23 protein-coding genes are annotated in these 25,749 nt (G+C 71.5%); 11 read left to right on the top strand and 12 right to left on the bottom strand.

Translation table 11 applies throughout. The annotated features are described in order from the left end of the window. Positions 1-118 precede the first annotated feature (118 nt). The 5 genes from AC0IWM_RS09995 to AC0IWM_RS09975 all read left to right on the top strand — a co-directional run bounded on the left by AC0IWM_RS09995 (position 119) and on the right by AC0IWM_RS09975 (position 5,637). Complete coding sequence (locus AC0IWM_RS09995) at positions 119-625, top strand: Lrp/AsnC family transcriptional regulator (RefSeq protein ID WP_056185002.1); 507 nt, start codon at positions 119-121, stop codon at positions 623-625. Between the two features lie 109 nt (positions 626-734). Next, positions 735-2,510, top strand: a complete 1,776-nt coding sequence (locus tag AC0IWM_RS09990) for a diflavin oxidoreductase (protein WP_471754779.1) — start codon at positions 735-737, stop codon at positions 2,508-2,510. A gap of 140 nt (positions 2,511-2,650) precedes the next feature. Next, the gene (locus AC0IWM_RS09985) at positions 2,651-4,447 is read left to right on the top strand and encodes an NADPH-dependent assimilatory sulfite reductase hemoprotein subunit (protein ID WP_471754777.1); all 1,797 of its coding nucleotides are present in this window, start codon (positions 2,651-2,653) and stop codon (positions 4,445-4,447) included. 226 nt (positions 4,448-4,673) lie between these two features. Then, positions 4,674-4,871: a hypothetical protein gene (locus AC0IWM_RS09980; protein WP_056477244.1), complete on the top strand. Its 198-nt coding sequence runs from the start codon at positions 4,674-4,676 to the stop codon at positions 4,869-4,871. 142 nt (positions 4,872-5,013) lie between these two features. After that, a complete protein-coding gene (locus tag AC0IWM_RS09975; RefSeq protein WP_471754775.1) occupies positions 5,014-5,637 on the top strand; it encodes a TetR/AcrR family transcriptional regulator in 624 nt (207 codons plus the stop codon). A gap of 12 nt (positions 5,638-5,649) precedes the next feature. Here the strand turns inward: AC0IWM_RS09975 and pyrF are convergent, their stop codons facing one another. The 4 genes from pyrF to AC0IWM_RS09955 all read right to left on the bottom strand — a co-directional run bounded on the left by pyrF (position 5,650) and on the right by AC0IWM_RS09955 (position 9,829). Next, positions 5,650-6,345 (bottom strand): orotidine-5'-phosphate decarboxylase, encoded by a 696-nt coding sequence (pyrF, locus tag AC0IWM_RS09970; RefSeq protein WP_471754773.1) that lies wholly within the window; start codon positions 6,343-6,345, stop codon positions 5,650-5,652. A 48-nt stretch (positions 6,346-6,393) separates the two neighbouring features. Next, a complete protein-coding gene (locus AC0IWM_RS09965) occupies positions 6,394-7,038 on the bottom strand; it encodes a uracil-DNA glycosylase family protein (RefSeq protein ID WP_471754771.1) in 645 nt (214 codons plus the stop codon). Between the two features lie 61 nt (positions 7,039-7,099). Further along, complete coding sequence (locus tag AC0IWM_RS09960; RefSeq protein ID WP_471754769.1) at positions 7,100-9,307, bottom strand: xanthine dehydrogenase family protein molybdopterin-binding subunit; 2,208 nt, start codon at positions 9,305-9,307, stop codon at positions 7,100-7,102. Positions 9,308-9,373: 66 nt separating this feature from the next. Next, positions 9,374-9,829 (bottom strand): (2Fe-2S)-binding protein, encoded by a 456-nt coding sequence (locus AC0IWM_RS09955; RefSeq protein WP_471754767.1) that lies wholly within the window; start codon positions 9,827-9,829, stop codon positions 9,374-9,376. A 286-nt stretch (positions 9,830-10,115) separates the two neighbouring features. Between AC0IWM_RS09955 and AC0IWM_RS09950 the strand changes: the two genes are divergently transcribed. Then, positions 10,116-11,651 carry a sensor histidine kinase gene (locus tag AC0IWM_RS09950; protein WP_471754765.1) on the top strand — a complete coding sequence of 512 codons (1,536 nt, stop codon included), beginning with the start codon at positions 10,116-10,118 and terminating at the stop codon, positions 11,649-11,651. A 5-nt stretch (positions 11,652-11,656) separates the two neighbouring features. On the opposite strand, the gene cobT is transcribed toward AC0IWM_RS09950, so the two are convergent. Beyond that, positions 11,657-12,694, bottom strand: a complete 1,038-nt coding sequence (gene cobT, locus AC0IWM_RS09945) for a nicotinate-nucleotide--dimethylbenzimidazole phosphoribosyltransferase (RefSeq protein WP_471754763.1) — start codon at positions 12,692-12,694, stop codon at positions 11,657-11,659. Between the two features lie 101 nt (positions 12,695-12,795). On the opposite strand from cobT, the gene cobS reads away from it, so the two are divergent. Genes cobS through AC0IWM_RS09930 form a run of 3 tightly spaced genes read left to right on the top strand, consistent with a single transcriptional unit; the run spans position 12,796 to position 14,567 of the window. Beyond that, positions 12,796-13,614, top strand: coding sequence for an adenosylcobinamide-GDP ribazoletransferase (gene cobS, locus AC0IWM_RS09940; protein ID WP_471754761.1), 819 nt, complete (start codon positions 12,796-12,798; stop codon positions 13,612-13,614). 51 nt (positions 13,615-13,665) lie between these two features. Beyond that, a complete protein-coding gene (locus tag AC0IWM_RS09935) occupies positions 13,666-13,881 on the top strand; it encodes a DUF1289 domain-containing protein (RefSeq protein WP_471754759.1) in 216 nt (71 codons plus the stop codon). After that, positions 13,878-14,567, top strand: coding sequence for a retropepsin-like aspartic protease family protein (locus AC0IWM_RS09930; RefSeq protein ID WP_471754757.1), 690 nt, complete (start codon positions 13,878-13,880; stop codon positions 14,565-14,567). The genes AC0IWM_RS09935 and AC0IWM_RS09930 overlap by 4 nt, the downstream gene beginning before the upstream one ends. Before the next feature lie 72 nt (positions 14,568-14,639). Here AC0IWM_RS09930 and AC0IWM_RS09925 read toward each other — a convergent pair whose 3' ends face one another. The 3 genes from AC0IWM_RS09925 to AC0IWM_RS09915 all read right to left on the bottom strand — a co-directional run bounded on the left by AC0IWM_RS09925 (position 14,640) and on the right by AC0IWM_RS09915 (position 19,868). Continuing rightward, on the bottom strand, positions 14,640-17,978 hold the full coding sequence (locus AC0IWM_RS09925; RefSeq protein ID WP_471754755.1) for an autotransporter domain-containing protein: 3,339 nt from the start codon (positions 17,976-17,978) through the stop codon (positions 14,640-14,642). A 216-nt stretch (positions 17,979-18,194) separates the two neighbouring features. Continuing rightward, entirely contained in the window at positions 18,195-19,205 is a 1,011-nt protein-coding gene (gene dusA / locus AC0IWM_RS09920; protein WP_471754753.1) for a tRNA dihydrouridine(20/20a) synthase DusA, read from the bottom strand. 51 nt (positions 19,206-19,256) lie between these two features. Then, on the bottom strand, positions 19,257-19,868 hold the full coding sequence (locus tag AC0IWM_RS09915; RefSeq protein WP_471754751.1) for an urease accessory protein UreE: 612 nt from the start codon (positions 19,866-19,868) through the stop codon (positions 19,257-19,259). Positions 19,869-20,073: 205 nt separating this feature from the next. Here AC0IWM_RS09915 and AC0IWM_RS09910 point away from each other — a divergent pair, with 205 nt between their 5' ends. After that, on the top strand, positions 20,074-20,343 hold the full coding sequence (locus AC0IWM_RS09910; RefSeq protein WP_056477283.1) for a hypothetical protein: 270 nt from the start codon (positions 20,074-20,076) through the stop codon (positions 20,341-20,343). Positions 20,344-20,440: 97 nt separating this feature from the next. Here AC0IWM_RS09910 and AC0IWM_RS09905 read toward each other — a convergent pair whose 3' ends face one another. After that, on the bottom strand, positions 20,441-21,682 hold the full coding sequence (locus AC0IWM_RS09905; protein ID WP_471754749.1) for a TIGR03862 family flavoprotein: 1,242 nt from the start codon (positions 21,680-21,682) through the stop codon (positions 20,441-20,443). Between the two features lie 188 nt (positions 21,683-21,870). On the opposite strand from AC0IWM_RS09905, the gene AC0IWM_RS09900 reads away from it, so the two are divergent. Next, positions 21,871-22,896 (top strand): TerC family protein, encoded by a 1,026-nt coding sequence (locus AC0IWM_RS09900; RefSeq protein ID WP_471754747.1) that lies wholly within the window; start codon positions 21,871-21,873, stop codon positions 22,894-22,896. Positions 22,897-22,971: 75 nt separating this feature from the next. Here AC0IWM_RS09900 and AC0IWM_RS09895 read toward each other — a convergent pair whose 3' ends face one another. From AC0IWM_RS09895 to AC0IWM_RS09885, 3 genes are all read right to left on the bottom strand, one after another. After that, on the bottom strand, positions 22,972-23,727 hold the full coding sequence (locus AC0IWM_RS09895) for an N-acetylmuramoyl-L-alanine amidase (protein ID WP_471754745.1): 756 nt from the start codon (positions 23,725-23,727) through the stop codon (positions 22,972-22,974). Beyond that, positions 23,724-24,449 (bottom strand): molecular chaperone DjiA, encoded by a 726-nt coding sequence (locus tag AC0IWM_RS09890; RefSeq protein WP_056477292.1) that lies wholly within the window; start codon positions 24,447-24,449, stop codon positions 23,724-23,726. Before AC0IWM_RS09890 ends, AC0IWM_RS09895 begins: the two co-directional genes overlap by 4 nt. 158 nt (positions 24,450-24,607) lie before the next feature. Further along, positions 24,608-25,519 carry a collagen-like protein gene (locus tag AC0IWM_RS09885; protein ID WP_471754743.1) on the bottom strand — a complete coding sequence of 304 codons (912 nt, stop codon included), beginning with the start codon at positions 25,517-25,519 and terminating at the stop codon, positions 24,608-24,610. Positions 25,520-25,749 lie beyond the last annotated feature (230 nt).

The following is a 25,749-nucleotide window of genomic DNA, read 5'->3' as shown; positions in this document are numbered from 1 at the left end:
CCCTGCCGCAACGGGCACGGACCGTTTTCCGTTGCCTGGCGAAGAAAATTCCTTTTGACCGGTCGCCGCGACGTGCTCCCTCGCACGTCGGCCCGGCTCACGAACCCGCGAGGCCAGCTTGGATTCGATCGACCTGAAGATCCTGGCGCTGCTGCAGCACGACGCCACCCTGTCCATCGCCACCATCGGCGAGAAGGTCGGCCTGTCGCAGACGCCGTGCTGGAAGCGCATCCAGCGCCTGGAAGCGGACGGCGTCATCGACCGGCGCGTGGCCGTCCTCGACCCGGTGAAACTCGGCCTCGGGCTCACCGTATTCGTCTCCATCGAGACGGCGGATCACTCGCGCGAATGGCTGGAGCGCTTTGCCGAAACGGTCTCGGCGATGCCTGAGGTGCTCGAATTCTATCGCATGGCCGGTGATGTGGACTACATGCTCCGCGTCGTCGTCGCCGATATGCGCGCCTACGATACGTTCTATAAGCACCTCATCGCGACTCTGCCCCTCAAGAACGTGACCTCCCGGTTCGCGATGGAGAAGGTCAAGTCCACCACCGCCCTGCCCCTTCCGGCCCCACCCGCCAACGGACGCTTCACGCCGACGCTGTCGGTGGTGGCCGGGGAATAAAATTCTCTTTTGCACTGCACACGCAGGCAGCTCCTTCTACCGTGACGTCGTTCTGTAAAACGGACAACCCCGTTGACAGCCGGCCTCTCAGGACGACATGGCTTCCCACATGGCACGACACGCGATCATCCCCCGCACAGCTCCCTTCGGCGACACCGAACGCGCGAGCCTCGACGCCGTCCTCGGCGCCGCCTCCCCGATTCAGCGCGCCTGGCTCGCCGGCTTCCTCGCCGGCCTCGACGCCAGCGGCGCCCAGCAGGCCGCCGCCGTCCCGGCCGCGCCACCGAAGGCGGCCGAGCCGCTGACCATCCTGTTCGCCAGCGAATCCGGAAACTCCGAGAAGCTCGCCGGCGACATGGCCAAGCTCGCCCGCAAGAACGGCTTCAAGCCGAAGATCGTCGACTTCGCGGATCTCGAGATCGCCAGTCTCGCCAAGGAGAAGCGCATCGTCGCCATCGCGGCGACCTGGGGCGAGGGCGAGCCGCCGGCCCGGGCCGTGCGCGCCTACAACGAGCTGATGGCCGACGGCGCGCCGCGACTCGACGGCGTGTCCTTCGGCGTGCTGTCGCTGGGCGACACCTCCTACGCGGAGTTCTGCGCCATCGGGAAAGCGCTGGACGCCCGCTTCGAAGCGCTGGGCGGCACCCGTGCGCACGAGCGCGCCGACCTCGACCTCGATTTCGAGACACCGGCCGCCGCCTGGATCAAGGACACCCTCAAGGCCCTGGCCCCGCCGCCGAGCGCCGACAACGTGGTGGCGGTGGACTTCGCCGCCCGCGCCGCCGGCGACGAGGACGAGGAGGCCGAGCCGAGCCGCGAGCCCCGGGTCGTCGAGGTCATCGACCACGTCAACCTGAACTCGTCGCGCTCCGACAAGGAGACGATCCACCTCGCCCTCGAATTCGAGGACGGCGCCCCGGCCTACGAGCCCGGCGATTCGCTGGAGATCTATCCGGAGAACGACCCGGCCCTGGTGGACGAGATCCTGACCGCCACCGGGCTCTCCGACGACGCGGCCCTGCGCCGGGCGCTGCTGGCCGAACGCGACATCACCACCCTGTCGGCCACCACGGTCGAGCGCTTCGTCAAGGCGACGGGCCATGCCGAGGCGCAGAAGCTAATCGACAGCGGCGAGTTGCGCGCCTGGATCGAGGGCCGCCACCTCATCGACCTCATCACCGCCTATCCGGCGACGCTCACGCCCGAGCACCTCAACACCATCACCCGGCCCCTGCCGCCGCGGGCCTATTCCATCGCCTCCTCGCGCAAGGAGGTGGGCGACGAGGTCCACCTCGTGATCGCGGCGGTGCGCTACGAGACCCATGGCCGGACGCGCAGCGGCGTCGCCTCGACCCACGTGGCCGACCGCATCAGGAACGGCGCCAAGCTGCGGGTGAAGCTGAAGCCCAACCGCCACTTCCGCCTGCCGCAGGACCCGGCCACCGACATCATCATGGTCGGCCCCGGCACCGGCGTCGCGCCGTTCCGCGCCTTCGTGCAGGAGCGCCGCGCCGTCGAGGCCCCCGGCCGCGCGTGGCTGTTCTTCGGCGACCGGCACTTCACCCACGACTTCCTGTACCAGCTCGAGTGGCAGGAGGCCCTGGAGGACGGGTCGCTCACGCAGATCGACGTGGCCTTCTCGCGCGACCAGCCGGAAAAGATCTACGTGCAGGACCGGATCGCCCAGCACGCCGAGGAGGTCGTCGCCTGGCTCGACGGCGGCGCCAGCTTCTACGTCTGCGGCGATGCCACCCGAATGGCCAAGGACGTGCGGGGCGCCGTGGTGAAGGCCTTCCAGGACGTGAAGGCGCTCAGCCCCGCCGAGGCCGAAGCGGCCGTCGCCGCCCTGGAGCGCGCCCACCGTTACCAGCAGGACGTCTACTGAGACCCCTCCCTCCCCCTCGTGGGGAGGGACCGAGGGTGGGGGTGGTGCAGGATCGAGCGCTCGCGGTGCCTCCTGCACCACCCCCACCTCCAACTCCTCCCCACAGGGGGGAGGAGAGCTCCCGAACCGGAAATCCCGCCATGGCCGACAAGACCACCACCCGCACCTACGAGACCCCGCCCACCGACCGCCCGATCTCGGACGCGGAAGCGGCGCGCGCGGCGGGTCTTGCCGCCAACGAACACATCAAAATCGCCAGCGGCTACCTGCGCGGCACCTTGGCGGACGGCCTCCTGAAGCACGCGACCGGCGCCATCTCGGAGGATGACGGACAGCTCGTGAAGTTCCACGGGATGTACCTGCAGGACGACCGCGACATCCGGGCCGAGCGCACCAAGAAGAAGCTCGAGAAGGCCTTCAGCTTCATGATCCGCCTGCGCATCGCCGGCGGCGTCGTCACCCCGAAGCAGTGGCTGGCGCTGGACAAGATCGCCACGACCTATGCGGGCGGCGCCCTGCGGGCGACCACGCGCCAGACCTTCCAGTATCACGGCGTCATCAAGTCGAACCTCAAGCGCACGATGGCGGCCATCGACGCGACGCTGCTGGACACCATCGCGGCCTGCGGCGACGTCAACCGCAACGTGATGGCGGCGACGAACCCGGCCCAGACCGGCGCCCACAAGGCCGCCTACCAGCTCGCCAAGGACATATCGGATTCGCTCCTGCCCAAGACCAGCGCCTGGCGCGAGATCTGGCTCGACGGCGAGCGCGTGGTCGGCGGCGAGGACGCGGCCGAGATCGAGCCGGTCTACGGCAAGACCTACCTGCCCCGGAAGTTCAAGACCGTGGTCGCAGTGCCGCCGTCGAACGAGGTCGACATCTTCGCCCACGACCTCGGCTTCATCGCCATCCTGGACAAGAAGGGCAAGGTCACGGGCTGGAACGTCACGGTCGGCGGCGGCATGGGCATGACCCACGGCGAGACCGACACCTTCCCGCGCACCGCGGACGTGATGTGCTTCGTGAAGCCCGAGGACGCCCTGAAGGCGGCCGAGGCCGTGATGACGGTCCAGCGCGACTGGGGCAACCGCAAGGTCCGCAAGAACGCCCGCCTGAAATACACCATCGAGCGCTACGGCCTCGCCGCCTTCCGGGCCGAGGTCGAAAAGCGCGTCGGCAAGCCGCTGGACGACCCGAAGCCCTTCACCTTCACGGGCAACGGCGACCGCTACGGCTGGACCGAGGGCGACGACGGCCGCCACCACCTGACGCTCTACGTCGCCTCGGGTCGGATCAAGGACTACGAGAACGGCCCACAGCTGCTGACCGGCCTGCGCCGGATCGCCGAGATCCACGAGGGCGACTTCCGCTTGACCGGAAACCAGAATGTCATCATCGCCAACGTGCCGGGCGAGAAGCGCGCCGAGATCGAGGCGCTGGTGGACCAGTACGGCATGATGAAGGGCGCCAGCGCCCTGCGCCGCAACTCCATGGCCTGCGTCGCCCTGCCGACCTGCGGCCTGGCCCTGGCCGAGAGCGAGCGCTACCTGCCGAGCCTGATGGACGAGTTGGAAACGAGCCTCGCCTCCCACGGCCTGCAGGACGACGAGATCACCATCCGGATGACCGGCTGCCCCAACGGCTGCGCCCGGCCCTTCATCGCCGAGATCGGCTTCGTCGGACGCGGCCCCGAGCGCTACCACCTCTATCTGGGTGCGGCCTTCGACGGCTCGCGCCTCGGCAAGCTCTACGCCGAGGACGTCACCGCCTCGGAGATCAAGACCATCCTCGACCCGCTCTTCGCGGCCTATGCCCGGAACAAGCAGCCCGGCGAGCGGTTCGGCGATTACCTGATCCGCGACGGCTACGTGACCCGGACGATCAACGGGCCGGATTTCCACGACAGCACGGGTGCCCTGAAGAGCGCCGCCTGATTTCGGATCACCCGGAATGCGCCACCCCGGCGGACCACAGGCCCTCCGGCAGCCACGTTCACGGGCCTTGTGGTAATCCCCTCAAGAGCAGAACAGTCGCGCCGCACCATCACGGAGTGCGGCGCGGTGCCGACCAAGTCTAACGGTCAAGCTCGAACTTCGTTAAGTGGGAGCGCAACCGTTCCCGTTCCGGCCCGTTGTCTGGAGAGACAGCCGGGAGCGCGCCATGGCCAAGCATGAGATCCTGAACTTCTTTGAACATCGGCGTGACGGCGCCTGGATCTGCGTGAAGCCCTTCACGCTGACGACGAAGAGCAGCAGCGTCGACATCCGCCAGGGCATGCGTTTCGACTACGGCAAGCGGATCGGCGGCGTCGATCTGGCCGAATACCTGGAGCAATTGGGTTCGCAGTTCGGATCCTAGTTTCTTTCGATCCGGATCTGGTGAGACACGTCCCGGCGTCGCGAGGCGCTGGGCTTCGCGTCGCGTCGGCATGCTGCCGGCAGCGGGGGCACGGTGCGGCGCGTTCTTTGACGTCGACGTGGCAACAGCCTAGTTTATCGCCATGACCCGTGCAGCGGCCATCGTCCGCGACATTTCCGAAGAATCCGGCCCGACCACGCGCTGCCGCATCCTCGCGACGGCGGAGGAAGCGTTTCGGCTGATCGGCTACCAGAAGACCACCGTCGCCGACATCGCCAAGACGCTGCGGATGAGTCCCGCCAACGTGTACCGCTTCTTCGAATCGAAGAAGGCGATCCACGAGGCGGTGATCCAGCGCCTGATGGACGATACCGAGCAGAGGGTGGCGCTGGCTGCCGTGGCGCCGGGCCGGAATGCGGCCCAGCGTATCGCGGGCGTCATCACGGTGATGCATCAGGCCTGCGTCGAGCGCTGCGAGGCCAATCCCCGCCTGCACGAGATGGTCGAGGCGGCCATCACCGAGAGTTGGGACGTCTGCCGCGCCCATGTCGACGCGATCGGCTCGGTTCTGCGCCGCCTGGTCCAGGAGGGCGTCGACACCGGCGAGTTCGAGGTGGCCGATCCGGCCATCGCGGCGGCCTGCATCCACACCGGTATCATCCGCTACTGCCACCCGGCCCTGGTCAGCCATTACCCCGATGCAGGTGCGCCGCCCGTCGCCGCGATGATCGACTTCCTGCTCGGAAGCCTGCGCCGCAAGGCCTGACGCACACGATTCTCAGCGCATCTCCGCGACGATGCCCTGGGCGACCGCGCGGGGGTCCGCCGCCTGGGTGATCGGCCGGCCGACGACGACGTGGTCGATACCGATCCGCCGTGCCGCGCCGGGCGTCATCACGCGCTTCTGATCCCCCGCCTCGGCGCCGGCCGGCCGGATGCCCGGGGTGACGATGGCACGGTCGGCCCCGATGCGGGCACGCACCGCCTGCGCCTCGGCGGCGCTGCAGACGATCCCGTCGATGCCAACCGCCGCCGCCTGACCGGCGCGCCGGGCCACGAGATCGGCCACCGGCAGGGCATAGCCGGCCTCGGCCGCGTCCGCGTCGTCGTAGGATGTCAGGACCGTCACGGCGAGGATCCTCGGGCCGTTCGTGCCCCGGCCCCGGATCGCCGCCCGCATGGTCTGCGGATAGGCGTGGACGGTCAGGAAGGTGGCCCCGAGGTCGGTGAGCGCGCGCACCCCCTCCTCCACGGTGTTGCCGATGTCGTGGAGCTTGAGATCCAGGAAGACCTTGCGGCCCGAGGCGGCCAGGCGCGGCACCAGGGCGAGCCCGCCCGAATAGGCCAGCCGATAGCCGATCTTGTAGAAGGTCGCGGCATCGCCGATCCGGTCGACGAGGCGCTCGGCCTCGTCGACGGTCGCCACGTCGAGGGCGACGATCAGGCGGTCGCGCGGGTCCAGCATTGCGGTCATGAATGTCTCCGTCTCCGCGGCGAGCGATCCCGCGCAGGACCGCGCCTGTCAACGGGGCGCCATCGCCCAGGCCACCTCCGCCTTGAGGACGGGCAGCAATTCGGCCTCGTACCAGGGATTGGCCTTGAGCCAGCCACTGTTGCGCCAGGAGGGATGGGGCAGCGGCAGCACCCGCGGCGTGCGGGGGCCCGCCAGGATCTCGCGCCAGCGCCGCACGGTGTCGGTGAGACCCGCCTTGGAGCGGCCGAGGTGCCAGGCCTGTGCGTATTGCCCGATCACCAGGATCAGTTCGAGGTCGGGCAGGCCGGCGAACAGCTCCTCTCGCCAGCGCTCGGCACATTCCCGGCGCGGGGGCTTGTCGCCGCCCTTCGCGTCGTAGCCGGGGAAGCAGGCCCCCATCGGCACGATGGCGAGACGGCTCGCATCGTAGAACGCCGCCTCGTCGAGGCCGAGCCAGTCCCGCAGACGGGTGCCCGAGGGGTCCATGAAGGGGATGCCGCTCTTGTCCGCCCGGTTGCCGGGGGCCTGGCTCGCGACGCAGAGCCGGGCCGAGGCGAGGCCCTGGACGATGGGGCGCGGCTCCTGCGGAAGGGGCGCGCCGTAGAGCGGCGCGTCCCGGCAGATCCGGCAGGCACGCAGGCGCGCCACGGTGGCGTCGAAGGGGGTCTCGGCCGGCTTGGTCTCGGAGAGCATGATGCCCTCCGAGATAGGCGGCGCCCGCGCCCCGGACGAGGGGCCGCGTCGTCGCTCCGGCTCAGGCGCCCTTGAGGCCGCTGAGGTCGAGGGGCAGCGAGCGCAGGCGCTGGCCGGTGGCGGCGAAGATCGCGTTCGAGATCGCCGGGGCGATCACCGGGACACCGGGCTCGCCGATGCCGGTGGGCGCGGCGGTGGAGGGCACGATGTGGACTTCGACCACCGGCATCTCGCTCATGCGGGTCGGCTCGTAGGCGTCGAAGTTCTTCTCCTGCACCACGCCGTCCTTGAGCGTGATCTTGTTGCGCAGGACCGAGGACAGGGCGAAGCCCACGGCGCCCTCGACCTGGGCGCGGATCACGTCGGGGTTGACCGCGACGCCGACATCCACCGCGGCCACGATGCGGTTCACCTTCACCTTGGCGTCCTCGGCGGTCACGTCCGCCACCATGGCGACGTAGGAGCCGAAGGATTCGTGCGCCGCGACGCCCAGGCCGCGATTCTTGTCGGCCGCCTTCTTCGGATCCCAGCCGGCCTTCTCGGCGGCGAGCTTCAGGGTGGCGGAGAGGCGCGGGGCGCCCCCGAGCAGACCGAGTCGGTAGGCGACCGGATCGGCGCCGGCCGCATGGGCGAGCTCGTCGATGAACACCTCCATCGCCTGGGCGGTGTGGGTGTGGCCGACCGAGCGCCACCACAGCACCGGCACGCCCTCGCGGGCGTTATGGACCTCGAAGCGGTAGGCGGGCAGCGCGTAGGGCGTGTCCGAGGCGCCCTCCACGGTGGTCGCGTCGATGCCGTCCTTCACGATCATGGTCTCGAAGGCGGTGCCGATCATGATCGACTTGCCGATGGTCCGGTGCTCCCAGCCCGTGATCCCGCCCTTGGCGTCGAGGCCGGCGCGCAGGCGGTGGACCACCATCGGCCGGTAGAAGCCGCCGGCCATGTCGTCCTCGCGGGTCCAGACGAGGTGGATGGGCGCCTTGCCGCCGGTCGCGCGGACGATGGAGGCGGTCTCGGCGAAGTAGTCGGCGCTCGGCGTCGCGCGCCGGCCGAAGGAGCCGCCGGCCCATTGCGTGTGCAGCCGGACCTTGTCCGTCGTCACGCCGAGATTGGCGGCCACCACCGCCTGCTCGATCGTCTGGAGCTGGCAGCCGGCGAAGACGTCGTAGGTGCCGTCCGAGGCCTTCTCGATGGTGGCGTTGAGGGGCTCCATCGCCGCGTGGGCGAGGTAGGGGAAGGTGAACTCGGCCTCCAGCACCTTGGCCGAGCCGGCGATCGCGTTCGCTGCATCGCCCTTCTTCGAGGCGACGAGGCCCGGCGTCTCGAGGCGCTTCCGGTGATCGGCCAGGATCGCGTCGGACGAGCGCGTCTCGGCCGCGCTGTCGTCCCAGGCGACCGTGAGCGCGTCCCGGCCCTTCATCGCCGACCAGGTATCCCTGGCGAGGACGGCGACGCCGGTGGGGATCGTCACCACGTCGACCACCCCCGCCACCGCGCGGGCGGCCTTGTCGTCGACGCTCTTCACGGTGCCGCCGAAGCGCGGCGAATGGGCCACCACCGCGGTCAGCTGTCCCGGGCGGCGAATGTCGAGGGAGTAGATCGCCGTGCCGTCGGTCTTGGCCACCGAATCGACGCGCGGCACCTTCTTGCCGATGAGGGTGAACGCGCTCGCCTCCTTGAGGCGCGGCTCCTTCGGCACCGGCTGGGCGGCGGCGGCTTCGGCCAGTTCGCCGAAGCGGGCCTGCCGGTTCGAGGCCGCGTGGCGCACCGTGCCGGATTCGACGGCGATCTCGGAGGCCGGGACCTTCCACCGCTCGGCGGCCGCCGCCACCAGCATGGCGCGGGCGGCCGCGCCGGCCTTGCGCAACTGGACCCAGGAATTGGCGATGGCGGTGGAGCCGCCGGTGCCCTGGACGGGGCCGAAGGCGAAGTTGTTGTAGAGCGTGGCATCGGCCGGCGCGAAGGTCGTGCGGATGGTGGCCCAGTCCGCGTCGAGTTCGTCGGCCAGGATGGTGGCCAGCCCGGTCGTGTTGCCCTGGCCCATGTCGAGATGCTTGATCACCACCGTCACGGTGTCGTCGGCGGCGATCCGCACGAAGGCGTTCGGCATCGGCGGCAGGCCCGAGAGGTCGGGGCCGGCGGCGGCCCGGGCGAACTTGGCCGGATCGAGGGTGAAGCCGATGACGAGCGCCCCGGCGGCCACGGTGGCGCCGCCCAGGAAGGCGCGGCGGGATGGCACGGGCGGGGTGGCCTGACGGACCTTCAGCATGGGTGGCTCCAGTTCAGACGCGCGGTTCAGACAATCAGGGGGGTCGTTGGCGGGACGGGCCGGGGCTCAGGCGAGGGTTCGCGCCGCCTCGTGGATCGCCGCGCGGATGCGCTGGTACGTGCCGCAGCGGCAGACGTTGCCGTCCATGGCGCCGTCGATGTCGGCATCGGTCGGCTTCGGGTTCTCGGACAGGAGCCCGATCGCCGACATGATCTGGCCGGACTGACAGTAGCCGCACTGGACGACGTCGAGGCCGCGCCAGGCGGTGCGCACCGCCTCGGCGACCTTGCCGGAGACACCCTCGATGGTGGTGATCCTGGCCGTGCCGATATCCCCGATGCGGGTCTGGCAGGCGCGGACGGGCTGACCGTCGAGATGGACCGTGCAGGCGCCGCACTGGGCGATGCCGCAGCCATACTTCGTGCCGGTCTGGTTGAGGTGGTCGCGCAAGGCCCAGAGGAGCGGCATCTCCGGATCCGCATCGACCTCGTGGGAGACCCCGTTGACGGTGAGTTTCAGCATCCCGGCCTCCCGATCGCAGTTTGGAACGACGCTAATCGTTGCCGATGCGTAACCATGTGCGGAAGCACACCCTGGCAGACCGGATGCCCTCCGCGCACAGCGGAACGGTACCGTCGCGGAACCCCGCGAATTCCTGTTCACGGCCGGGGCGCATGACCCCGATTCCGACAATCCGCTCGGTTCCGGCAGGCGCTTCTTAACAAATCCGGCGCAGTCTCGAAGCGGTTGTATCCCGGCCTCTCGGCGGTCCCGATCCCGACGCCTCCTCCGACTCCTCAAGACGGTGATGACCGACCTGACTGCCGAGATGATTCAGCGCGGCCGTGGCCCGTCCGCCCAGGAGGCGGCCCGCCGGCGCGAGGTCGCGCGCGACATGCGCTCGGCCCGGGAGAAGCTCACCTCGACGAGCGGGCTGGAACGCGCCTTCGACTACGAGCTGATCCGGGTCTACGCGCAGTATCGCTCGGGAGCGGTCATTCCCCTGGCTCTACTCGGCCTGGCGGTCGCCGGCATCGCGGCGATCTGGACGCCTCCGGCCATCGCGGCGGCCTGGGGCCTCTGCCTCCTGGCGACCGTCACCGTCGCCAAGCTCCTCACGCGCCGCTTCCTGGCGCAGGACCCGGGCGCGGTCTCGGTGCGCAGCTGGCGCCGCACCTTCATGGCCTCGGAGTTCCTCCAGAGCACCGCCTGGGCGATGATGGTGCTGGTCGGCGGCTCGGGGGCGCGAACCTTCGTGCTGTTCGGCCTCGTGATCGTGGCGGCCATGGCGACGATGCTCGCCGCGACCCTGCCGGCCGCCGCCGGGGCCGCCCTGGTGCCCCTCTGCATCGCCGCCCTGTCGCTCCTCGCCGTGTCCCAGGACATGAACACGATGATGCTGGTCACCATGGTGGTCGGCGCGCAGCTGTTCTTCCTCGGCCTCGGGCGCCGCGTCTACGCCTCCACGGTCGAGGCGCTGCAATCCCATGCGGAGAAGGACTCGATCTTCGGCGAGCTCGAGCAGGCCAAGGCCAATTCCGACGAGGCCCGCCGCCGCGCCGAGGAAGCCAACCTCGCCAAGTCCCGCTTCCTCGCCACCATGAGCCACGAGCTGCGCACGCCGCTCAACGCGATCCTGGGCTTCTCCGAGGTGATGAAGAACGAGGTGTTCGGCGCTCACGTCGCCCCTTCGTACAAGGAATACGCCTCCGACATCCACGACAGCGGGATGCACCTCCTCAACCTGATCAACGAGATCCTCGACCTCTCGCGCATCGAGGCCGGGCGCTACGAGCTCAACGAGGAGGCGGTCCAGCTCGGCCATGCCGTCGAGGAGTGCCGCCACATGATGGGCCTGCGCGCCCGCGGCAAGAACCAGGTGATCCACGAATTCATCGACGGCAGCCTGCCCCGGCTCTGGGCCGACGAGCGCGCCCTGCGCCAGATCGTTCTGAACCTCCTGTCGAACGCCGTGAAGTTCACGCCGCCGGGCGGCGAGATCACCATCAAGGTCGGCTGGACCTCGTCGGGCGGCCAGTATGTCAGCGTGAAGGACAGCGGCCCCGGCATTCCCGAGGACGAGATCGGCACCGTGATGTCGTCCTTCGGGCGCGGCTCGCTGGCGATCAAGACGGCCGAGCAGGGCTCGGGCCTCGGCCTGCCCATCGTGAAGGGCCTGGTCGACCTCCACGGCGGCAACTTCCAGCTGAAGTCGAAGCCGCGCGAGGGGACCGAGGTCGTGGTGATCTTCCCCGCGAGCCGCGTGATGGAGACCCTGCCGGCCCTGGAAGTGCCGGGCGAGGCGCAGGGCGCGCCCGCCGAGAAGCGCGCCCGCGCCGCCTGAGGGCCTCAGCCGGCGCTGCGTTCCGAGACCCCGGCCTGGGCGAAGGTCGCCATGTCCCGGTGGCAGGCGAGCGCCCCCTTGAGGAGCCCGAGAGCCAGGGCCGCGCCGGAGGCTTCGCCGAGACGCATGCCGAGGGCCAGCAGCGGCACGAGGCCGAGGCGCTCCAGCACGTCCGCATGCGCGCCCTCCGCCGAGACGTGCCCGGCGAGGCAGTGATCGAGGAGCGTCGGGTCGAGGCGGTGCAGGATGGCGGCAGCCGCCGTCGCCACGTAGCCGTCGAGGACGACCGGCACGCGCTGCAGCCGGGCCGCCAGGATCGCCCCCGCCATGGCGGCGATCTCGCGGCCGCCGAGCCGCGCCAGGATCTCCAGGGGATCGTCGAGGTGGCCCGCATGGTGCGCCAGGGCCGCTTCCACGGCCGCGACCTTGCGGGCGAGGCCCGCGGCGTCGACTCCCGTGCCGCGCCCCACCCAGTGCGCGGCCTCGCCCCCGTAGAGCGCCGCGTAGATCGCCGCCGCCACGGTTGTGTTGCCGATGCCCATCTCGCCCAGCGCCAGGCAGTCCGTGCCGGCGGCCACCGCCTCCATGCCGAACGCCATGGTGGCGACGCAGGCCTTCTCGTCGAAGGCGGCCCCGGTGGTGATGTCGCCCGTGGGCATGTCGATGGCCAGGTCGAACACCTTGAAGCCGAGGCCGTAGGCGGCGCAGATCTGGTTGATCGCCCCGCCGCCGGCCGCGAAGTTGTCGAGCATCTGGCGGTTCACTTCCGCCGGGAAGGCCGAGACGCCGTGGGCGACGACGCCGTGGCTGCCGGCGAAGACGCAGACGAGGGGCCGGTCGAGGGTGGGCTGGCCCTTGCCCTGCCAGGCGGCGAGCCAGGAGACGAGGTGCTCCAGGCGGCCCAGGGAGCCGGCGGGCTTCGTCAGGGTGGCGTCGCGCTCGGCCACCATCGCCACCGCGTCCCGATCCGGACCCGGCAGGGACTCGACGAGGCGGCGGATGTCGCTGAACGGCGTCTCGGTGGCATTCGTCTCGGTCGTCATGAAGCAATTCCGGTGGCCGGCCCGGCGCCAGGATGGCGGGCCGCCCGTCGCGGGAGCTATAACGATCCGGGCACGGGTGGTGAAGGCGAGGCAGGGTCGCGATGAACGAGGAGGCCGAAGCCGCCTTTCCGGGCGCCCGCCTGGCCTACGACCTCGCGGGTTGCCTGCGCTTCTATTCCCGCCTGCCCGTGCCGCCGCTGCCCGGCGAGGGCGACCCGCACGCGATTCCGGATTTCCGCACCCTCCCGCGGATGCTGCCCATCGCGGGCTTCCTCCTCGGCCTGCCCGGTGCGGCGGTGCTGCTCGCCGCCTGGGGCCTCGGCCTCGGACCCTTCCTGGCCGCCGGCCTCGCGGTGACGGCGGGCGTCCTGGTGACGGGGGCCCTGCACGAGGACGGCCTCGCCGACGTCGCCGACGGCTTCGGCGGCGGGACCACGCCGGCCCGGCGCCTGGAGATCATGCGCGACAGCCGCATCGGCGCCTATGGCGGCGTCGCCCTGATGCTGTCGCTGGCCCTGCGGATCGGCGCCCTGGCGACGCTCCTCGACCGGGTCGAGATCCTGGCGGCTCCGGCCCTGCTCGTCGCCGCCGCGCTCTCGCGCAGCGCCGCCCTGGCCCCCCTGGCGCTGCTGCCGCCCGCCCGTCCGGACGGGGCCGGCGCCGCCGTCGGCCGCCCGAGCAAGCAGACTCTGGCCATTGCCGCCGCATTGACGCTCGCCGTTGCCGCGCCGACCTTCCTGTTCGGGCTGCCGCTGCCCGGTCTCCTCCTGATGCTCGGCCTCGGCCTTGGCGCGTCCCTCGCGGTCACCGCCCTGGCGCGACGGATGATCGGTGGGCAGACCGGCGACGTCGTCGGGGCCGCGCAGCAGGCGGCCGAGATCGCCGCCCTGGTCGGCCTGCTCGCGGCCATCCCCGCCTGAGCGGCGGCCGGACTTGATCCGGACGCCATGGCCCTGGCATGGACAGGGGCGATGACCCAGCCCCGCCCCAAACCCTCCAGTCCCTGCACGAAGCTCTGCATCCTCGACGGCGCGACCGGCCTGTGCGAGGGCTGCGGCCGCACCCGCGACGAGATCGCCCTGTGGGGCTCGATGTCGGAGCCCCAGCGCCGGGCGGTGATGGCCACGCTGGAGACGCGCCTGCGCAGGGCCTTTCCGGCGCGCGCCGCGAGCCCGGCGGCACCATGATTCTCGTCGGACTCATCATTCTCGGCGGCGCCCTGGCGGTGCTGCTCCTGTCCGACGACACCCAGCGCATCGCCGGGATGGAACCGGATCAGTTCGCGCAGCTCGCCATGAGCGCGGGCCTGCTCTCGGTGGTGGCCGCCGGGTTCTGGCACCAGTTCCGCGGCCGGATGAGCGCGAACCTGATGGCCCTGGTGGTCTGGGGTGCCCTCGGTGCCGCCCTGGTCGCCGGCTACGCCTACCGCAACGAGGCCCGGATCATCGGCGACCGGATGCTCGGGGCGGTGCGGCCCGGCAGCGCGGTCACGGATGCGGACGGAACGGTGACGATCACCCGGCGCGCCGACGGCAATTTCCACGTCCGGGCCGAGGTGAACGGCCAGCCTCAGGGCTTTCAGTTCGACACCGGCGCCAGCTCCGTGGTCCTCACCGCCGAGAGCGCGGCGTCCCTCGGCATCCGCCCGGCAGAATCCGAGTTCAGCGTCCGGGTCTCGACCGCCAACGGCGTCACCGTGGCGGCCCCGGCCTTCCTCGACAGCCTGCGGGTCGGCGGCATCGTCGAGCGGCGGGTACCGGCCCTGGTGAGCCGGCCGGGGGCCCTGCGTGAGAATCTCCTCGGCATGAGTTTCCTCGACCGGCTCGCCTCCTTCGAGGTCCGCGGCGACCGGCTCGTCCTGCGCGACCGCTGAGATCCCCGCCCCGAAACGCGAGACGCCGCCCCGGAGGACGGCGTCGTGACACCCGTCGCGCGTCGGACCGGTTCAGAACCGGTAGGTGAAGTTGCCCTTGACGGCATGGTCCTGGGCGCGATCGCCGACCTGGCCGGTATAGGCCAGGCCCAGGGTGGTGTCACGCGCCACCTGCACGTCGAGGCCGGCCCCGGCCACCAGCGCGTCCCGGCTGATCGGCGTGCCGGCGACGAGGAAGCTCGGGCCCGTGCCGAAGCTCAGGAGGGCCTTGGGCACCACGTCGCCGTAGGCCCGGCGATAGCCCACCAGCCCGTGCAGCGAGACCGGCGCGGCACCCCCCAGGTCGAGGCTGGCCTGCCCGCGCAGGCCAACCGTGGAGGTCGCCACCTCGGTGGTCTGCGCCGCGCCCGTCAGCGCCGCCGGGCCGCCCGTCTCGGCGAAGCGGTCGCGCCCGATCGACACGTAGGCGCCGCCCACGAAGGGCTCGAGATAGGCCGGCTGGACCGGAGCCGTCGCCCGATCGCCCTGGGTGACCGGCGCGGACGGCCCCGCGCCGAGGACGAACCGGTAGCCGAGCTCGCCGAAGCCCTGCACGGTGGAGCCGCCGTAGCGGGCCGTGTCGCTGTCGGAGAACCCGGCGAAGGTCACGGCCCGGCGCAGGCGGCTCGACTGGTCGGCGTAGACCGCGCCGAAGCGCAGGGCCACGGACCCCTGCTCGAAGCCGCCGTAGAGGCCGCCGAAGCCGCTCTCGATCGTGCCGGAGGAGAGCCGCCCGGTGCCGTCGAGGCTGGTGGCGGTGTAGCCGCCGGCGACGCCCAGCCGGAAGCCCGTCTCCAGGCGCACATCCGCCCCGAGCACGAAGCCGGAGGTCTGGCGCGACAGGCCGGCAGCGTTGCCGTCGCTGCGCGCCTCGCCGAAGCTGCCGAAGCCCTGGCCCCAGAGCCCGAACACCCGCGGGTCGAGGACGCGCACCGGCACCGGCGCCACGGGGACGGCCCGGCCCGGCAGGTCGGCGGTGTAGGCCGCCGGCAGGGTGCCGTACTCGACGAGTTCGGCGGCGCCCCGGCGCAGGCGGTCGAGGAGGGCCTCGCGCACGAAGAAGGCGGTCTCGAACTGGGCGCCCGCCGTGCTGGCGTGGATGTCGCCGGTGAGCGCGCCGAAGGCGGCGCGCGCCTCGGGCGTGGTCAGCCCGACGGTGCGCCCGTAGAGGGCGGCGCCGGCCCCGGCGGCCTGGACGGCGTCGGCGACGCCGGCCTGGTTGCGGGTCTGGGCGATGCTGGCGAAGGCGAGGTCGTTGCGCGTGAGCGTCAGGTCGACCGCGCCGGGGGCGTAGCGCAGGGTGGGGGTGAGGAAGGCGAAGTTGGCGGTGACGGTGGCGAACTGGCCCTGCACGCCGCCATTCGCGGTGAGGATGGTGTAGGCGGTGCGCGGATCATAGGTGCCGGCCGCAGCCTGGACCTGGACGGTGCCCCCGGTGAGGGTGGCGGTGCCGGCCACCGCGAGGCGGTCGGCCTGGCCGGCGGCGTTGGTCTCGACCTGGAAGGTCGCGCCCGGGGCGAAGCTGGCATTGCCCGCGACCGTGAGGGTGCCGATGGAGTTGCCCGGCGCCACGACGGCGCCGGACTGGGCCACCAGGCCGCCCACCGTGCCGGTGCCCCCGAGGCTGGCGCCCGAGCCCACCGTCACCACCGAGCCGGCGAGGCTGCCATTCACGGCGAGACGGCCCTGCGCCACGCCCGTGGCGCCGCTGAAGCTGCTGGTGCCGGTGAGGCTGAGGCTGCCCGCGCCGGCCTTGGTCAGGAGCCCGCTGCCGGCGATGGCATTGGACAGCGTGGCGTCACCGGCCTGGTTGAGGATCAGGCTGGCATTGTCGACGATGGCGCCCGAGCCGAGGCCGGCGGCGGAGGCGACGAGGGTGCCGCCCGCGATGGTGGTGCCGCCTGCGTAGGTGTTCGTGCCGGTGAGCACCAGGGTGCCGGTGCCGGCCTTGGTCAGCGAGCCGGTGCCGCCGATGTCGTTGTTGAAGCTGTCCAGGGCCGAGAAGCCGCCCTTGGCGGCGTCCATCGTCACCGTCACTGGGCCGTTGAAGGCGCCGTAGCCGTCGGCGGCGGCATAGAGGTTCAGGCGGGCGTAGCCCGAGCCGTTGTCGAGGGGCTGGCCGGAGGCGATCTCGGTGGTGGCGAGCACGTCGCGGCGCTGCGCGGCCGTGAGATAGGGAAAGCGGGTGGCGAGCAGGATTTCGGCGCCCACGGGCACGACGGGGGCGAGATCGGTCGGCCCCACCGGCGCGAAACCGTAGGTCAGCCGGTAGGTGTAGTCGGCCTTGGTCCGGGCCTTGTCGGCGAAGCGGTCCGGCGTGCCCGATGCGGCGCAGGCTGCGACGGTCGTGCCGCATTGGCTGGTGAGAAGGCCGGTCAGGTCCGTGCGCGCGGCATTGAAGAGCGCCTGGAAATCGCTCGTCGTGGTCAGCGATCCCGGCACGGCGTAGTTCAGGTATTGCGGATTGTTGTTCAGGAGTTGGACGAGGTCGTAGGTCGCCAGGATGCGGCCCGCGATGACGTCCATGGGATAGTGGGCGCCGAGCACCACACGGCTGTTGCCGTATTCGGAGCCGCGCGCCACGGCCTCCTGGAAGCGCTCGGGGACGAGCTGGGCGAGCAGGATCGCGGTGGTCTGCCCGAAGGTGGTGTGGCCGCTCGGATAGGCGGCGTTGCCGCGCAGGGTCGGCACGATGTCCGTCGTGTTGTTTGCCGGCACGCCGAAGAAGTTCGGCTGGGTGAACGACGCCGTCTGGTCGGGGCGGGCCTGGGCCGGACGGGCGTTGCCGACCGTGTTGGCGCCGGCCGGCGGGTTGTAGATCCGGTCGTAGGCTCCGAAGACGCCGCCCGCCGGAAGGTTCTGGGAGCCGATGAAGGTCGCCGGCGATCCCGTGACCGTTCCGTTGGCGAGGTAGTTCTTGGCGAAGGCGGAGTCGCTGCCGGAGACCGCGTTCGCCTGACGGATCAGTTGCAGCAGGTTCGGCGAGAACGAGGTCTCGGTGGTCGGGATGAAGGTGGCAGGACCCGGATTGACCGCGCTGGTGGGGCTCGCAGCCCTGTAGAGGGCGCCGAGGCGCGAACCCAGGGCGTCCGCCACGACGACGCCGTTGGAACTGGTGATCGTGTTGTCGATGGTCGCCCGGAGCTGCTGCTCCGGCGTCGCACCGTTGTTGATCGCCAGCGCGGTGGCGAGGTTGGCTTTGAGATCGGCGATGCCGGCGGCCGAGTTGGGGAGAACGCTCAGGCCGGAGACCAGCCCCGTCGCCGTGATGTTCTGCGCCGACTGGGCGCGTGCGCCGGTCGCGCCGAGGGTGGCTGCGACGATGGCCGCGATGGATACGCCGGAAAGGGAAACACCTGGATGAAGTCGCATCTCTGCCCCCGAGCCTGGCCCTCCCGCACGAATCATCGGGGAGCAGCCGTGGCAGGCATGGGGGCAAACAGAAGCGGCCGCCCGTTCATAATCCGGTCATAATATCGCGGACATCGTTCCGTTGTATTCAAGCAACTACGACGGAGTTGCTTTGCCGTATACTGATAAAACGTCTCTCGCCGTGCCCGACGCGGACCGGGTGGCGCTACGCCGCCTTCAGGCCGCGCTCGCCTCGGCCGCGTTCATCCGCCGCTCGGCCTGGGCCACCAGGTCCGCCGCCGCGCGCAGCGTCGCGAGGCCGGCCTCGGGCTGAAGGCCGTGGGTCGAGAGGTGCCGGCGATAGGCCCGCGCACCCGGGCGGCCGTTGAACAGGCCGAGCATGTGCCGGGTCACCGCGTGCAGGCGCACGCCCTCCTGCAGGAAGCCGGCAAGCACCGGCTCGAAGGCCTCCAGGGCCGCGAAGGGGTCGGCGGCCGGGGCGGGCTCGTCGAACAGGACGGGATCGACGTCGAGGAGGATCGCCGGATCGCTGTAGGCGGCCCGGCCGATCATCACGCCGTCGACGTCCGCCAGATGGGCCGCCGCGTCCGCGATGGTGGCGATGCCGCCGTTGATGGCGATGGGCAGGGCCGGATGGGCCCGCTTCAGCCGCGCCACCCGCGGATAGTCGAGGGGCGGCACGTCGCGGTTCTCCTTGGGCGACAGGCCCTGGAGCCAGGCCTTGCGGGCATGGACCACGAGACCGTCGACCCCGGCCGCGACCACGGCCTGCGCGAGGGCGTCGAGGGCCTGCTCGGTGTCCTGGTCGTCGACGCCGATGCGGCACTTCACCGTGACGGGCACCGAGACCGCCGCCTTCATGGCGGCCACGCAGGCGGCGACCAAGGCGGGCTCGCGCATCAGGCAGGCGCCGAAGCGCCCGTCCTGCACGCGGTCGGAGGGGCAGCCGACGTTGAGGTTGACCTCGTCGTAGCCGAAGCCCTCGGCGATCCGCGCGGCCTCGGCGAGGTCGACCGGATTCGAACCGCCGAGTTGCACCGCCACCGGGTGCTCCAGGGCGGAAAAGTCGAGGAGGCGGTCGCGGGGGCCGTGGATGACCGCCCCGGTGGTGACCATCTCCGTATAGAGCCGGGCGCGCCGCGACAGGGTGCGGTGGAAGGCCCGACAATAACGGTCGGTCCAGTCCATCATCGGGGCGATGGAGAAGCGGAGGTCGCGGGCGATCATCGGGCGGACATAACCGTCCGCGCCACCGGCTTCAACGCAGGGCCGCTGCGCTCAGTGGTCGTGCTTGCAGTCCGGGCCGTGCACGTGGCCGTGCGCGCCGTGATCGTGGGCATGGTCGTGCCCATGGTCATGCCCCGCATGGGAATGACCGTGATCGTGGCCCGCATGGTCGTGTCCGTGGTGGTCGTGATCCGCGTGGTCGTGCGCGGGATGCCCGTGATCGTGGCCGCACTGGCTGTGGTCGTGGGCCGCGCGCTCCGGCCTGAAGGCCCGGGTCACCGGGGTGGCGGCGCAGCCCTGGCCGCGGACGAGCTCGGCGGCGCTGCGGGGCACGTAGAGGACGTCGGCGGCGATCTCGGCCGGCACGTGGCTGCCGCCGAGCTGCCAGGCGAGGCGCAGCAGCCGGGCCGGGTTCTCGGCCCGCACCTCGAGGAGTGGCTCCCCGGCGGCCCGGATGGCGACGAGGCGGCCGTCCTCCAGGCGCAGGGCGTCGCCGTCCTCCAGGGCGACGGCCTTGCCGAGCGCGAGGGACAGGCTCACGCCGCCCTCCCCCGTCAGGCTCTCCGGCGGGGCCTGGCGGGCGGCATGGTCGAGAACGATCGTGTCGACGATCGCATCGGCGCGGACGGCGACCTTGCGGACGATGGCGGTGGCGCGCTGCATGGATTCCTCGCGGCGGATCGGGCGGCCGGCGCCGCCCCGATGGGTCCTGATGGCCGCATCACTAGAAGGTTTTTCGAGGAAACGGAAAGGCGGGACGGAACCTTGGCCGTTCGGCGTGCATTTCCCGCGCGGAATGCTTAAGCTCGGGCGGCACGAACATCACGGCCGAAGGCCGGCTCACGACGCACAAGGGAGTCTCGGAACCATGAAGAAGCTCATTGCCGCCACCCTCGCGGGTGCCCTCGCCCTCTCGGTCGGCGCCTGCAACACGCCGCAGGACCGCGCGCTCGGCGGCGCCGGCCTCGGCGCCCTCGCGGGTGCCGCCATCGGCGGGGCCGCCACCGGCCGCGCCGGCGGAGCCCTCGCGGGTGCCGCCATCGGCGGCGCCAGCGGCGCCATCGTCGGCGCCTCCACCGCGCCGCGCTGCCCCTACGGCACCTACCGCGACGCCTACGGCGACGTGTACTGCCGCTGAGAGCCGGCACCGCGCGGACCGCAAGGACCGCGCAGGCGCTCGCAGGACCGTCAGGCTCCCTCTCCCCGAGAGGGAGCCTTTTTCATGGGGGGCGGGTTTATGAGGCGGCGGACCGCTCCATCCAGGCCAGCATGCCCGCCGCCGCCGCCCGACCCGAGGCGAAGGCGCCCTGGAGGAGGTAGCCCCCCGTCGGCGCCTCCCAGTCCAGCATCTCCCCGGCCACGAAGGTGCCGGGCCGCCGCACCAGCATGTGCGCGGCGTCGAGTTCGTCGAAGCGAACCCCGCCCGCCGTCGAGATCGCCCGGTCGAGCCCCCGCGGGGCCAGGAGACGGAGCGGCACCGCCTTGATCAGGGCCGCCAGGGCTTCGGCGCCGACCGGCAGCGGATGCGCGGCCTCGCGCAGCAGGCCGATCCCCACCGGCGTCAGCGCCGCGGCCTTGCGCAGGCGGTTGGCCAGCGACAGACCGGGCTTCGGGTCGCTGAGCGCCCGGGCCAGCGCGGCCTCGTCGACGTCGGGCCGCAGGTCGAGTTCCAGCCGGGCCTCGCCGCGCTCGGTGGCGACGCGGATCCGGTGCGCGAGGGCGTAGATCGCCCCGCCCTCGATCCCGTCGGCGCTGATCACGGCCTCTCCGCGCACGCGGGTGCCCTCGAGGCTGAGGGCGATCCGCTTCAGGGGCGTCCCCGCGAAGCGCTCGGCGAAGACCGGCGACCACGCCACGGTGAACCCGACATTGGCGGGTTTGAGCGGCGCCACCGCGATGCCCTCCCGCGCCAGCAGGGGCACCCAGGTCCCGTCGGAGCCGAGGCGCGGCCAGCTCGCGCCCCCCAGGGCCAGGAGCAGCGGGCGGTGCGCGGTCTCGACCCGTCCCTCCGGGGCCTCGAAGACCGGGCCGCCCGCATCCGACCAGCCGGTGAAGCGGTGGCGGGTGCGGATGCGGACGCCCAGGCCGTCGAGGCGCTGGAGCCAGGCCCGCAGGAGGGGCGACGCCTTGAAGGCCTCGGGGAAGACGCGGCCGCTCGACCCGACGAAGGTCGGCTGGCCGAGGTCGTCGCACCAGGCCCGAAGGGCCGTGGGCGGAAACGCCGCGATGGCCTCGGAGAGCGCTCCGCCTTCCGGCTGGTAGCGCGCCAGGAAGGCCGGCAGGGGCTCGGAATGCGTGAGGTTGAGACCGCCGCGCCCGGCGATGAGGAATTTGCGCCCCACGCTCGGCATCCGGTCGTAGAGCGTCACGGTGTGGCCGGCCCGTGCCAGCACCTCCGCGGCCGCGAGGCCGGCGGGGCCGCCGCCGATCACGGCGGGGCCGCGGTCCCCGCGGCCGTTGCGTTCGCTTTCCGTCATGCATCCTGGGAAGCCGCCGAGGGCCGGCCCTGTCAAGCGCGACGGCCCGGCGCCCTTGATTCGCCCGGTTCAGAGTCCCAACTGCGCCTCATCGGCTGCGGGCCCCTCTGGCGGGATGCTGCATGATGCGTTCCGTGATGTCGGAGCCGATGCTTTCTCTCCTCAAGAAGCATCGACGGTCCTGCGTCATGGTTGATTTTCTGTCTTACGACTGGCTCGGCAAGCCCGTGTGGATGTGGCTCGGGTTCCACGCCCTCGTGGCCGGGTTGCTGGCCTTCGACCTCGGGCTTCTGCACCGCGACAAGAACCATGAGATCGGCGTGAAGGAGAGCCTGCTCCTGACGCTGTTCTACTTCACCCTGGGGATGATCTTCGGCGGCTGGGTCTGGTGGTATCTCGGTCCGCAGGCGGGCCAGGAATACGTCGCCGGCCTCGTGGTCGAGAAGTCGCTGTCGATGGACAACGTCTTCGTGATCGCCGTCATCCTCACGGCGCTGGGCATTCCCCGCGCCGCCCAGCACCGGGTCCTGGTCTGGGGCATCCTCGCCGCCGTGCTGCTGCGCGGCCTGATGATCGGCCTCGGCGCGGCCCTCGTGCACCAGGCCGCCTGGGTGCTGTCGATCTTCGCCGCCTTCCTGATCTTCGCCGGCCTCAAGATGCTGGTCTCGAAGGACGAGGAGCCGGGCGATATCCGCGAGAACCGGGCCGTCCGGTTCCTGCAGCGCGTCCTGCGCATCACGCCCGAACTGCACGGGCAGCGCTTCATGGTGCGCAAGCCCGATCCGAAGACCGGCAAGACCGCCCTCTGGCTGACGCCCCTGGCGCTGGCGCTCATCCTCGTGAACGGCGCCGACGTGATCTTCGCCGTCGACAGCGTGCCGGCGATCTTCGCCATCACCACCGACACCTTCGTGGTCTACACCTCGAACATCTTCGCGATCCTCGGCCTGCGCGCGCTCTACTTCGCCCTGGCGGCGATGGTTGACCGCTTCGCCTACCTCAAGACGGCGCTGGCCTTCATCCTGATCTTCATCGGCGGGAAGATCGTGGTCGCCGACACCTTCGACCTCGTCCACGTGCCGCCGTGGGTCTCCCTCGCGGTCACCGTCGTGTTCCTGATCGCGGGCATCGCCTACAGCCTCTGGCGCACCCGCGGCGCGGCGGCCGAGGATGCGCACGGACATGGCGGCGAGGCGGTCCAGCATCGGGCGTGATCGGCGGCCCGTGCTTGGAGAGCCGCGCGGGCTCATCTCTCCCCCTTGCGGGGGAAGGTCGCGCGCCATGGTGCGCTAACGTCCCGGCAGCGCCGCGATCAGGTCCCGCAGGGTCGTGATGGTCGAGGCGTCGGCGACGCCGTCGACGCGGGCCGGGCGGAAGTGGCGCTGGAACGCCGTCACCACCGCACCCATGCGGGCGTCGAAGGTGGCGCTCACCGGCAGGTCGTAGCCGTAGAGGGCGAACATCGCCTGCAGCGCCTCGATCGGCGGCCCGGCATCGCCCTGCGCGAAGAAGCGGCCATCGCGGATCGGGGCCGGCGGCACCCAGTGGCCGATGCCGGCGCGGGCGAGGCCCTCCCAGGGAAAGTGCTCGCCCGGATCCTCCTTGCGCTCGGGCGCAATGTCGGAATGGGCGAGGATCCGGTGCGGGGCGAGGCTCCAGCGCCCGGCGAGATCGCCGCAGAGGGCGATCACGGCCTCGATCTGCGCCGCGGGATAGGCCGGCAGGCCGCCGGCATGGCCGCCATTGACGATCTCGATGCCCAGGGAGCGCGAGTTCACTTCGCTGATCCCGGCCCAGGAGCCCTGGCCCGCATGCCAGGCCCGGCGCCCCTCGGGCACCATCTGCACCACGCGGCCGTCCTCCAGCACCACGTAATGGGCCGAGACCTCCGCCACGGGGTTGGCGAGGCGCTGCAGGGCGGCGGCCGCGCTCTCCATGCCGGTGTAGTGCAGGATGAGGAGGTCGACCGGGCCGGAGCGGCGCTCGCCGTGGTTCGGCGACGGGTGGACGCTGGTGGCGACGGGGCTCTCGGGCGTCGGTTTCACGTGAGGCCCCGCTCGGTGCTGATCCGGTCATAGGCGGCGTTGATGGCCGCGAGCCGGCGGGTGGCGATGGCCACCGCCTCCGGCGGCAGGCCGCGCGCGATGGCCCGGTCGGGATGGTTCTCCCGCACCAGGGCCCGGTGGGCGGCCTTCAGCCCGGCATCGTCGACGTCGTGATCGAGGCCGAGCACGAGGTAGGGATCGTCGGAGAGGCGGACGTGCCGGGCGGCGATGCGGCGGAACGCGGCCTCGTCGTAGCCGAAGGTCTCCGCCACGGCGCGCAGGTAGCGCTCCTCCGCCTCGTGGATGGCGCCATCGGCCTTGGCGATGTGGAACAGGCCGTCGAGCACGTCCTCCAGCAGGGCCGGCTCGTCGTGGAAGGTGTTGGCCAGTTGCCGGGCATAGGCCTCGAAGCCGTTCGCGGTGCCCTTGGCGAGGTCGAACAGGCGCTGCACGCCGGGCCGGGCGCGCGCGTCCACCTGCACCACCTTGGCGAAGGCCTCGACCTCCGCCGGCGTCACCACGCCGTCGGACTTGGCCATCTTGGCGGCGAGCGCCACGAGGCCGGTGGTGAAGACCACGTCGCGCGGCGTGGCGCCGAACAGCGCGCCCTCGCGGTCGACCAGGAAGTGCCCGGCCACGCCGCCGACGAGGCCGCCGAGGGGACCGCCGATGGCGAGGCCTAGGCCGGCCCCTCCGAGCTTGCCCCAGATGCCCGCGCTCATCGCGAGGCCCCGCGGACGCTGGGAACGGTGCAGGAGGGGACAGGCGGCATGGGCGGTATCGACAAGGGTGGGATCGGCTTCGGCACGAAACGAAGCGCGTCCTTACACCGGACGGCTCCGTTTCGGCGAGGGGCGATCGCTCGGGTCGCCTCGGCCCCTCAGCGCCGGGCGCAGAGGCCGACGAGACCCTGGCTCTCGGCGGGACAGGCCGCGCTCAAGGTTCCGTCGGCGCCCGCCGTCACGATGGCGCTGCCCCCCTTCAGGCACAGGGCCGAGGCGAGGATCTCGCTGCCCTCGCAGGTGATGGCGCAGCCCGAGGCCGGGCAGGTGTCCTGGCGCACCACCCGGAACGGGGATGCGGGCGCGGCCGCCGCGAGGGCGGCCTGACCGGCCTCGCCCCTGGCGCCCGCCGGTCCACGCTCGCCGGCCGGCCCCCGCGGGCCGGGCTCGCCTTTCGGACCGGCGTCGCCCTTGGGGCCGGCCTCACCCTTGAGTCCCGCTTCACCCTTGGGGCCGGGCTCGCCTCGGGCGCCCGTCTCGCCCTTCGGGCCGGGCTCGCCTCTGGCCCCGGTGTCACCTTTCGGTCCCTGAGGACCGGGCAGGCCGGCGACGCCCTGCGGCCCGGCGGGGCCGGTCTCGCCCTTGTCGCCGGTGTCGCCCTTCTGCCCGGTCTCGCCCTTCGGACCGGGCTGGCCGGCAGGGCCGCAATTGGCGATCACCGCCTCGCGCTCGTCCTCGCCCGCCTTCAGCGTGGCGATGCAGTTGGTGGGCACGTAGGGCAGGCGGAAGACGAAGCGGCCCCGGCTGTCGGCGATGATCGAGATGTCCTCGTCGAGCACCACCACGGTGCCGGGCTTGCGCACGCTGCCGGAGATGCGCAGGTCGCCGTTCTCGAAGCGGGCATCGTAGACTTGGATCGGCTGCGACGCGGCCTGCGGCCCGCGTCCCTTCGGTGCCGCCGCCTTGGGTGCCTCGCCCCTGGGCTGGGCCGCCGGCTGCGCCGCAGCGGGGAACCCTACCGCGACGGTGATCAGGCCCGACAGGACCACGAGGGCACGAGCGAGACGCATGGAGTTCTCCCGGCTGATCCGCGTCTGCTTGCGCGGCAGGTGGGGAGTGCTGCCCTGCCGTCGCCACAGGGTCAAGGGTGACGGAGCCACCGCCCCGGCCCCTGCCGTCCACAGGCATCCACAGCCTTCCACAGGCCAAGTCCTTGAACACAGGTGAAATCTCAGGAGCCCCTGGAAACCGATTGAGTATGTTCCTGTTCTGTTCTTAGCGTAGCGGAATGGAGCGGAGC

The organism is Methylobacterium sp. AC433 (assembly GCF_979253015.1).
The sequence above is the reverse complement of the archived record's forward strand: the minus strand, read 5'-3'. Positions and strand labels throughout refer to the sequence as shown.